At 29.7% G+C, this 10,969-nt stretch carries 10 protein-coding genes; all 10 read left to right on the top strand.

Annotated elements, in window-relative coordinates; all coding sequences use genetic code 11:
• Positions 1-347: 347 nt before the first annotated feature.
• Complete coding sequence (locus QVP67_RS01770) at positions 348-1,883, top strand: lipopolysaccharide biosynthesis protein (protein WP_022161846.1); 1,536 nt, start codon at positions 348-350, stop codon at positions 1,881-1,883.
• Between the two features lie 11 nt (positions 1,884-1,894).
• Positions 1,895-2,455 (top strand): acyltransferase, encoded by a 561-nt coding sequence (locus QVP67_RS01775; protein WP_022161847.1) that lies wholly within the window; start codon positions 1,895-1,897, stop codon positions 2,453-2,455.
• Positions 2,456-2,462: 7 nt separating this feature from the next.
• Positions 2,463-3,599 carry a polysaccharide pyruvyl transferase family protein gene (locus tag QVP67_RS01780; RefSeq protein WP_022161848.1) on the top strand — a complete coding sequence of 379 codons (1,137 nt, stop codon included), beginning with the start codon at positions 2,463-2,465 and terminating at the stop codon, positions 3,597-3,599.
• Between the two features lie 12 nt (positions 3,600-3,611).
• Positions 3,612-4,772, top strand: coding sequence for a non-hydrolyzing UDP-N-acetylglucosamine 2-epimerase (gene wecB / locus QVP67_RS01785; RefSeq protein WP_022161849.1), 1,161 nt, complete (start codon positions 3,612-3,614; stop codon positions 4,770-4,772).
• A 239-nt stretch (positions 4,773-5,011) separates the two neighbouring features.
• Positions 5,012-5,746 (top strand): glycosyltransferase family 32 protein, encoded by a 735-nt coding sequence (locus tag QVP67_RS01790; protein ID WP_022161850.1) that lies wholly within the window; start codon positions 5,012-5,014, stop codon positions 5,744-5,746.
• Positions 5,747-5,759: 13 nt separating this feature from the next.
• Entirely contained in the window at positions 5,760-7,010 is a 1,251-nt protein-coding gene (locus QVP67_RS01795) for a glycosyltransferase family 4 protein (RefSeq protein WP_022161851.1), read from the top strand.
• A gap of 8 nt (positions 7,011-7,018) precedes the next feature.
• Positions 7,019-8,230: a hypothetical protein gene (locus QVP67_RS01800; protein ID WP_288179786.1), complete on the top strand. Its 1,212-nt coding sequence runs from the start codon at positions 7,019-7,021 to the stop codon at positions 8,228-8,230.
• Positions 8,227-9,003, top strand: a complete 777-nt coding sequence (locus QVP67_RS01805) for a glycosyltransferase family 2 protein (protein WP_022161853.1) — start codon at positions 8,227-8,229, stop codon at positions 9,001-9,003. The genes QVP67_RS01800 and QVP67_RS01805 overlap by 4 nt, the downstream gene beginning before the upstream one ends.
• A gap of 138 nt (positions 9,004-9,141) precedes the next feature.
• The gene (locus QVP67_RS01810) at positions 9,142-10,356 is read left to right on the top strand and encodes a glycosyltransferase (protein ID WP_022161854.1); all 1,215 of its coding nucleotides are present in this window, start codon (positions 9,142-9,144) and stop codon (positions 10,354-10,356) included.
• A gap of 130 nt (positions 10,357-10,486) precedes the next feature.
• On the top strand, positions 10,487-10,969 hold a 483-nt coding region (locus QVP67_RS01815), incomplete at its 3' end, for a GDP-mannose 4,6-dehydratase (protein ID WP_288179787.1).

The following is a 10,969-nucleotide window of genomic DNA, read 5'->3' on the forward strand; positions in this document are numbered from 1 at the left end:
AGGGGATACCCTAAAATTGGAAGTTTACATAATTTAAGGGAAGAGCTAATATATAAGTGTGCTTTCAACTGTTGAAGTACTTTTAAAAAAAGAAAAGGTTTGTGTTTTTCATGAAAAATACCTTCCTTTGTAAGATCATAACCAATATCAGTTGCTATTTTTAATTGAGATTTAATATGCTTTTAATTATAATCGATGAAACCTTATAAAATAAATTGTTTTAATTATATATTTTTATTAAGTTGTGATTTTTGTTAGAAATACTCTATATCTATATTTATAGGAATTATATTAGTTTTGTTACTGAAATGGTTTATAAATAATTAGAAAATAATTTTAAAAGAGATATGGTAAATAATTCACTGATTGATGCTAAGCGAATAGCTAAAAATACATTGTTGTTATATGTTCGTATGGCATTGGTTATGTTAACAACATTATATACTTCACGTATTTTGTTGCAAGTTTTAGGCTTTGAAGACTATGGCATATATAATGTGGTTGCTGGCATTGTAGTGATGTTTTCATTCTTAAACTCTTCCATGTCTGTTAGTGTACAACGTTTTTTGTCGTATGCCTTGGGGCAAAATAATCATATTGAATTTAGATCTTATTTCAGTAATGCGATTTATATTCATATTTTAATTGCTTTTGTGATAGCTTTGCTTGCTGAATTTGTGGGTAGATACTTTTTTAATATATTAGTTATACCAGAACAGAGAATAAATGCAGCATATTGGATATTCCAATTTTCTATTTTCTCATTTGTTGTTTCTGTTTGTCAAACGCCATTTATGGCTGCAATATTAGCAAATGAACGAATGGGAATTTATGCCTATGTTGGTCTGTTTGAAGTGTTTTGTAAGTTAGCCATTATTTATGTTCTTAGAATGGATTTGTTGTATGATCGTTTGCAATGTTATGGGATACTTGTTTTTTTGATAACCCTTTTGATAGCTATTATATACATATCTTACTGTTTAATATGTTTCTCAGATTGTCGTTCTTTACAGAAAATAAACAAAAAATTATTTATTAAAATCTTTTCATTTTCTTCATGGAATTTTATGGGAGCGTTTAGTCTAGTTGCTGTAAACCAGGGAATTAACATAATACTTAATCTATTTTTTGGTCCAGTTGTTAATGCAGCTCGTGGAATTGCCTATCAAATTAATTCTGCCTTAACTTCTTTTGTGTATAACATTCAATCTGCTATTAATCCACAAATAATAAAGTTATATGCAGCTGGTCATAGTTTAGAAATGTTAGAGCTTACATTTCGTGCTTGTAAATATTGCTATTTTTTATTGTTTCTATTTTCATTTCCTTTTTTATTCTACTCACAATTTATTTTGGAACTGTGGCTAGGACAAGTGCCACAATATGCTTCAATATTTTGTAAATTAATACTTGTAAGCTCATTGTTGGACTCTCTGTCAGGCCCAATAGCGACAGCGCAACAAGCTACAGGGAATATAAAATATTATCAATTTTGGGTTTCTTGTACGTTAATTTCAAATGTTCCCTTATCTTATATTGGTGTACATTTAACTGATAATCCTAAAGTTGTATTTATAATTTATATTATAATATCATTTTTTGCTCTTTTTTTAAGATATTGTATATTGCATAAGTCTATAAGCATTAGGAGTAACCGATTATTTATGTCAATTTTGGCAAAAATTGCAATTGTAACATTGATTACATTATTTTTAGGTGCTTTCATAAATTTATCTTTAGATAAATTTATGAAAAATGAATTTGTGTCATTTATATTATTTATATCATTAACATTAATAATCAATATAGTTTCTTTATATTATTTAGGGCTTGATGCTATGGAGAAAAATTATATAAAGAAAAAAATACATTCTTTTATATAAAATATAGTTATATGGTATTAAGGGTTATCAATCGATTAAAAGATCATATCTCTCGAAAATTGCGAGATGCTAAACTAGAGAAAGAATTTCGTGCAAGGAATGTCATTTTGAATCGTCCTTTTTCTATATTTCAAGTAGAAAATTTATTATGCGATACTGATATATATATTGGTCCTGGTGCTTGGCTTAGTTTAATAGGCAAATTATATATTAAAAGAGGAACAATTATAGGGCCACGATTAAAGATTCATACTGCTAATCATAATTATGAAGGAGAAATGTTACCATATGATAATAAAGTATATGTTAAGGATGTACATATTAATGAGAATGTATGGATAGGTGCTGATGTGACTTTATTACCTGGTGTTACAATAGGAGAAGGGGCTATAATTGGTGCTGGTGCTTGCGTAACTAAAGATGTTCCTTCTTTAGCTATTGTAGGAGGTAATCCTGCGAAAGTCCTAAAATATAGAGATCTTGAAAGGTATTATAGAAATAAATCTAATGGCCGTATATACATACAAGAAAAGAGTTTAGGTAGAGTTAAGAATGTGATCGTTAAGAAATAGATATTAAATGAATAATATAATTTTAGTAGGTGAATATTATTCTTCTAATTTAGGAGATAATTTGTTGTGTCAGTGTGCAGAACAGCTTATACAGAATAATTTAGATAACACATCTATCAGTTGGGTTGATTTAACTTATGGTAGTAAGCCCTCTTTTAAGAAAAAACTAATTTTTAGAATATGCTATTTTTATACTTCTTATATTAGAAATGCGAATAGAGAACTTTTAATGTATCGGTATATGTCGTATAATGTTTGTAAAAGATTACGACATATTAATAAACACAAGAAAGTAGATCTAATAATATTTGCTGGTGGACAAATGTTTTTAGATTATTTTTCTTTTCAAATATCTCGCATAGTTAAATATGCAGAACAGAATGATATTCCTGTGATTTTTAATTCCTGTGGTGTAGGAAGCTTTTCTTCTGCTGCTCGTGAACGGTTTATTAATATATTAAATAGTTCGGTAGTTAAGAGGATTACATTACGTGATGGTTTATCATTTATCCATAATCTTACCCCAAAAGAACTTTTTCATGTTCCTGATAATGCGATATTGTGTTCGGAAATTTATAATATATCAAAAAATGATAAATCAGATGTAATAGGACTTGGTATTATTAGTCCGTTTATATATAATGCTAATAATGCAGAAAAAATTTCCGAAGATGATTTTATTGATTTTTGGGGTAAAATCATCTATAGAATAGAAAGCAAAGGGCTAAAATGGCAATTATTTGTAAACGGTTCTGAAGATGATTTTCTATTTGCAAATAGAATTCTTCTTAAATTAAACTTAGATGGAAATTCGAATTTGCTATCACCTCGTCCAACTTCTGCAATGCAATTGCTATCTATAATTTCATCCTATAAGGCTATTATCTCTTGTAGATTACATTCTTATATAATTTCTTATTCATTAGGAATCCCTGCAATTATGTTGAATTGGGATAATAAAGTGATTGAGTTTGCTCGTATGATTCATTGTGAAAGCTATGTTTTTAAAATAAAGAGTTTTGATTTTGATAATTTTGTAAATCTTCTAACATTTTCTTCAGATAAAATGTATGATGCAGAACTTAGATCTTATTTGCATTCTCTTATAAAAAACAATATTATGATATATAAACAAATTTTGTAATTGCTATTGAGTATGAAAAAAGTAATGTTGGTTTTTGGAACACGTCCTGAGGCTATAAAGATGGCCCCATTAGTAAAAAAACTTCAATATAATTCAACGCAGTTTAAAACCATTGTTTGTGTTACTGGGCAACATCGTGAAATGTTAGATCAAGTATTACATATTTTTGATATACAGCCTGATTATGATCTAAACATTATGAAGCAGGGGCAGGATTTATATGATGTGTCAGCTCGTGTATTACTAGGGATGAGAGAAGTATTGAAAGAAACTCATCCTGATATTGTGTTAGTACATGGAGATACAACTACATCCACAGCAGCAGCATTAGCTGCATTTTATCAACAGATTCCTGTAGGCCATGTTGAAGCAGGATTACGCACTCACAATATTTATAGCCCATGGCCTGAAGAAATGAATAGGCAAATAACAGGACGTATAGCTACATATCACTTTGCACCAACTCTACTTAGTAAACAGAATTTATTAAACGAAGGAGTAAAGGAAGAATATATTTTAGTAACAGGTAATACAGTAATTGATGCATTGCAGATGGTAGTCAATAGGATTAAAGCAGATAAATATCTTGATGAAGAACTAGAAAAACAGTTAAAACAGGTAGGATATGACATAAATCGATTATGTAATGGAAAAAAAATGGTATTAATAACAGGACACCGACGTGAAAATTTTGGTGATGGTTTCATTCAGATGTGCACTGCGATTAAAGATCTAACACAAAAATATCCTAATGTAGATTTTGTATATCCTATGCACTTGAATCCTAATGTGCGTAAGCCCATACATGAAGTTTTTGGTGAGAATTTAACTAATTGGGATAATATGTTCTTTATTGAACCTTTGGAATATCTAAATTTTGTATATTTGATGGAAAAATCTACCATAGTTCTAACTGATAGTGGAGGAATACAAGAAGAAGCTCCTGGATTGGGAAAACCTGTATTAGTAATGCGGGATACAACTGAACGGCCAGAAGCTCTGGAAGCAGGTACTGTTAAATTAGTAGGAACAAACTATGAAAGAATAATAAATGAAGTTTCTACTTTGTTAGATAGTCCGATGTATTATGAAAAAATGAGTAAGGCTGTAAATCCTTATGGAGATGGGGAAGCTTGCCTGCGAATTACAAATTATTTGTCCCTGTATTTATAGCAACAAGATTTTGAGAACATATCATTCATTTATTGCGTGAAAATATTTGGGATAGGAAGTTATTGTTTAAAGAACTGTTACAAACATCGTGTTTTTAAAGAATTATTCTCTATTAGTTAGATGTTAATTAGATACATAATTGAGATATTTTATACTAAATTATTTATATAAGAAATATTGATAATATAAGATAAGCAATTGCTTAAAGAAATATAATATAAAACTTTAATTTAATATTAATGATACCAAAAAAGATACATTATTGCTGGTTCGGACGTGGACCAAAGCCTAAACTTGCAGAAAAGTGTATAGAATCATGGAAAAAATATTGTCCCGGATATGAAATAAAGGAGTGGAATGAGGATAACTTTAATCTCCATTACAATGATTATGTGTGGGAAGCATATGAAGCAAAGAAATGGGCGTTTATTACCGATGTGGTTCGTTTATATGCTTTGGTGAACGAAGGTGGTATTTATATGGATACTGATGTGGAAGTTTTAAAACCTTTAGATTCATTACTTTTGTATGAGGCGGTTTCTGGATTCGAATCTGAAACACAAATTCCAACAGGCTTGATGGCTAGTCAAGACCATCAGCCTCTTTTCGAAGAATTACTAAACGATTATCTTAATGTGCATTTTCGAATGCCTGATGGGACTTTAGATCTTACCACCAATGTAGTTCGTATTACAAATACATGTTTGAAATATGGCTTTATTCCCAATAACAAGAAACAAACCATTAACGGATTTACTCTGTTGCCGAAAGATTTTCTTTGTCCGAAATCTGGTGAAAGTGGAAAAATTAACCTGACAGAAAATACGCTGGTCATACATCATTTTGATGGAAGCTGGGTACCTGCCAAAACAAAGCGAATCTGGCGATTAAAACGAGTTATTGGTGAAAGAAATATAGACAGATTAGTCTTAATTAAAAGAAAGATAAAAGATATATCGCTTTTTAGGAAGTAAAATAAATAAGAAAATGAAAATATTATTTTTTTCATATTTGTCCCATGATGACAATGATTATAGAGGTGGAGGCTGGGTAAAGAGCTTGGCTGAATTAATATCCTCTATGGATGGATATGAGGTTGGATTGGCATATATAACAAGATCATCTTTGTCAAAGAAAAGGGTTGAATCGAGAATTTCATATTATCCTATTTATCATAAACTATCCTTATTAAGGAAAATATATACTCGAATATTAAAAGATCCTGACGAGATATATTTTAATGACGAAACTCGAAGAGTTATCGATAATTTTTCGCCAGATATAATTCAACTGTTTGGTCTTGAAACAAATATTGGTAGTATATTGAAACAAGTAACCAATGTACCTGTAGTAGTTCATTTACAAGGTATTTGTTCAGGTATAAAAGACAAATGGTTTCCGATGGCTATGTCCAGCAGAGGTGTTTGGTGGTATTCTCCATTAAAAGAAAAACTTTTTTGTAAAACTGCTACAGATTTATATCAACGTTTCCTAAAATTATCAGAAATTGAATTTGAAAACTACAAAGTATATAAATATTATTTAGGGCGGACTGACTGGGATTATCAAGTTAGCAGATTACTGGCACCAAACTCAAAATATTATGAATGCAACGAGGTGTTACGTTCTGCTTTTTACAACCATAAATGGCATTATGTTGAAAAAGAAGAAGTTATTATTTCTACTGTCATGAATGGAGAAATATATAAGGGCTTTGATACAATATTGAGAACCGCTAGATTATTAAAAGATATAAATATTAAATTTAAATGGAACATCTACGGTGTAGATGAGTCATTTTCTTTACGGAAGGCTATTGAGCAATATGTTAAAGCTAAATTCAAGTATTGTAATGTATATTTTTGTGGAAAAAAAGATGCAGAAGAATTAGCTATATTGTTATCGGCTTCTAGCTTCTATGTGCATCCTTCTCATATAGATAACAGTCCTAATGCATTGTGTGAAGCAATGTTATTGGGAGTGCCTAGTATAGCAACATATGTAGGAGGAGTGCCATCATTAATAAAGAATGGTTGGTCTGGCTATTTAGTACCTGATTCAGAATCTTATCAAATAGCATATTTAATAAAGACTTTAAAATCTGACAAAGAAAAACTCTCCATATTATCTGTTAATGCGCATATAACAGCTTTAAAAAGGCATGATAAAAAAGATATTATGGAAAATTTAAACGAAGTATATCATGAGATAATATCCGATTTTAAGCAAAGAAAATAGAATAAAATATGAAAACAATGGTGTTGTCCAAAGATAGAATCAAGAACTGGATAGTAATAACATTGTTATTATTGTTACTCTTTTCATCTTATCCTTATGTATTTTGTCAGTTTATACCTTTGCCAGACGTAAAAACTATATCAATTACTTTTTTATTGGTGTTTTTGTTTATGCTATTGATAATGAGAAAAATAACAATTTTTCCTTTAATATTTACAGGAATTGTTATTATTCAAAGCTGTTGTTGGATTTTATTTTCTATAATTCATCATGATTCGACTTATATTACACGCGTCATTTTTATTTTTATTGCATATTTATCATTACTATGTATTTATAACACTTCATTTGGCATACGAAATTTTTCACAATTATATAGTAAGTTTATCTTTTTGATGGCTTTTGGAGGTACTATTTGTTTCTTTTTAGTATTTCTATTTTCATTTACTCCTTTTTTCAATTTTAATAATCAAGATGGAAGAACAGCTTACTGTTTTGGTCTCACTTGTACAAATGCTTATATTGGAAATGTGATCCGTTATGCTGGATATTTTGATGAACCTGGAGCAATGGCATATTGGGGAATTTTTGCATTATTGTCTAATCGTTTGTTTTTTTATAATCGTAAATTTGAATTATACCTAATGCTTTTGTTGACATTCACATTTTCAATGGCATACTATATACAAGCATTTTTTTATATTGCATTTTTTTATATAAAAGAGATAAAACACTTTCTTATATTAGTTTTAAGTGCTCTTATAATCATTAGTGGAATTTATTTGACTAAGGATACAGATTATGATATTTATCGGTTTACTATTTATCGGTTTGAAATGGATGAATCAATAGGAGAATTACAAGGTAATAATAGAGCAGAATTAACAGAAAAAGCTAAAATACAATTTAAAAAAGAACCAATATTTGGAATAGGTGCTCAAAACTTAAATGATATAGATTACATGGCGGATAATCCATATGAAATATTAGCAAAAGATGGCATTGTAGGAACTATAGTGACATATTTACCTCTTATGATAATGTTTATAGTTGGTATAAAAAAGGAAAAAAGTTTTCTTTATGCATCAATCATACTTGCATTAGGTTATTTACAAAGACCATTTCATGTAAATATCATGCATGTAATAATGCTCTATATATTGACTCTATTGACAATCCTAGAAAACAGAGATTTATTTCTTATTAAAATAAAAAAATGAACAAGCCTTTAATTTCAGTTGTAACAGTTTGTTATAATGCCAGTCTTATACTTGAGGAGACTGTTAAAAGTGTACTTACACAAAAATACGAAAACCTTCAGTATTTGATTATAGACGGAAATAGTAAGGATGGCACTTTGGATATTATTAATAAATATAAGACTTATATCTCATATTTTATTAGTGAACCGGATAATGGAATCTATGATGCTATGAATAAAGCTATAGATAAGGCTACGGGAGAATGGATTATTTTTATGAACGCAGGAGATTTATTTATTGAAGGTGCTTTAAATAAAATATTCTCTACTACGATTGACACGTCTGTTGATGTTATATACGGTGATACTATTATAAAATATCCATTTGGCAATAAATATATAAATGCTGGTTTTTTTAAAGATAATGATATAGCTCTTCCATTCTGCCATCAGTCAACATTTGTAAGAACGAAGTGTGCAAAATCCTTTCATTTTGATTTATCCTATAAGATTGCCGCAGATTATAATTTTTTTTACACTTTATATCAGAATAAGAGTGTTTTTTTGTATATTCCAATTCCTATATCACAATATAATGCAATAGGGTTTTCCACCAATCGTGTTCTTGAAACTTTTAAAGAAGTATGTGCTATAAATGGTCATAATCACGGATTTAAATATAAATTAAAACTTTTATATTTTGCTATACGTAATTATTTGATACAAAAAATTCCCAACTTTATCATAGTATTATATAGAAAGTGGAAATATAGTAGAAATTATTTTTTTTAGTTATTGTATTTTTATAGTTGAATATTAGATTATGAATATAATCCGATTTTTTATCAATATACTCTAATTGATATAATAACATTTAAAATGTTTGGTAATTATAATTATTACTTATTTCATTCTTAATATGTATTTTATATGAGTAGAAAAATATTACAGATAAATGTTGTGGCTAATTCTGGTTCTACTGGGCACATTGCTGAAGGTATTGCCGAGGTTATGATAGACAAAGGATGGACTTGTTATACGGCATATGGAAGATGGTCTAATCCAAGTAAAACAATTTTGTATAAAATTGACCGAAAATGCGATATATATATTCATTATTTTATGTCTCGGTTATTAGGTAGAAATGGGTTAGCTTCAAAAAATGCCACAAAACGTTTAATAAATGTAATTCGTAATATTAATCCAGATTTAATTCAACTTCATAACATTCATGGTTATTATATTAATTATCCTATTTTATTTCATTATTTAGCTACTTTACATATTCCCATAGTTTGGACTTTGCATGATTGTTGGGCTTTTACGGGACATTGTGTGCATTATACGGCTGTGAATTGTAAGAAATGGATGACCTCATGTTCACATTGTACTAATCTGAATGCCTATCCGTCTTCATTAATAGATCGTTCTAAAAAGAATTATGAAACAAAAAAAAAGTATTTTACTTCACTTCATAATTTAACTATTGTAACAGTCTCACAATGGCTGGAAAATGAAGTAAAACATTCTTTTCTGTCTGAATTTCCGGTGAGAGTGATTCAAAATGGTATAGATACTGATGTATTTCGTCCAATTAATTCAGATATTAAGAGCAGATATAGGATTGAAAATAAGTTTTTAATTTTAGGAGTTGCTACTCAATGGGATGAACGTAAAGGCCTGAATGATTTTTTTAAATTAGCAGAGTTATTGTCTCATGATGAGATTATAATTTTGGTTGGTTTAAATAAACAACAGTTACAGCAATTACCTCCTAACATAATTGGAATAGCTAAAACTGAAGATGTGCTTGAACTTGTACACCTATACGCTGGAGCTGATATTTTTGTTAACTGTTCTGTTGAAGAAACATTTGGATTAACAACTATTGAAAGCATGGCATGTGGAACTCCTGTCGTAGTTTATGACTCAACAGCATGTCCGGAAATCGTTACTAAAGAAACTGGATTTGTTATACAGCCACATGATATATCTGCAATGTATAATGCAATACAGCATATAAAAAGGATTGGAAAAAATAAATTTATTGTCCCATGTAGTTCATATGCTAAATTAAATTTTGACAAAAGGAATAAATTTAATGAATATGCAATTTTATATGATAAATTGTTATCGATTGATTAATAAATGTGATACTTTTGGATTTTAAATTTTATAATTGGGTATAAAACAGAAATATCTTTATATATTTACCCTTTAGTATTGTTGGTGTTTATATTATGTGAAATTCAATATATATAAATATTTAGAAATAATGAATAAAAATATTGCTTTGATTACCGGCATTACCGGCCAAGACGGCTCATATTTAGCCGAACTTTTGTTGGATAAAGGATATGAAGTTCACGGCATCATTCGCCGTTCATCCGTTGATTTCCGTGAACGTATTGCTCATTTAGAGGGTACTCCGCATTTCCATCTGCATTATGGAGATCTGGGGGATTCGATGAGCATCCTGCAAGTCGTGGGAAAAGTGAGACCAACCGAAATATACAACCTCGCTGCACAAAGTCATGTGCAGGTAAGTTTCGACTCTCCGGAGTTTACAGCCAACGTAGATGCTACAGGTGTACTGCGTGTATTGGAGGCTGTGCGCCTGGCGGGTCTGACTGATACTTGCCGCATTTATCAGGCATCGACTTCGGAACTGTACGGCAAAGTGGAAGAGGTACCGCAAAATGAGAATACACCTTTCCACCCTTACTCACCTTATGCTGTTGCCAAACTGTACGGTTAC

It is taken from the genome of Bacteroides sp. CAG:633, from assembly GCF_000435115.1.
GTDB classification, from domain to species: Bacteria; Bacteroidota; Bacteroidia; order Bacteroidales; family Bacteroidaceae; genus Bacteroides; species Bacteroides ndongoniae.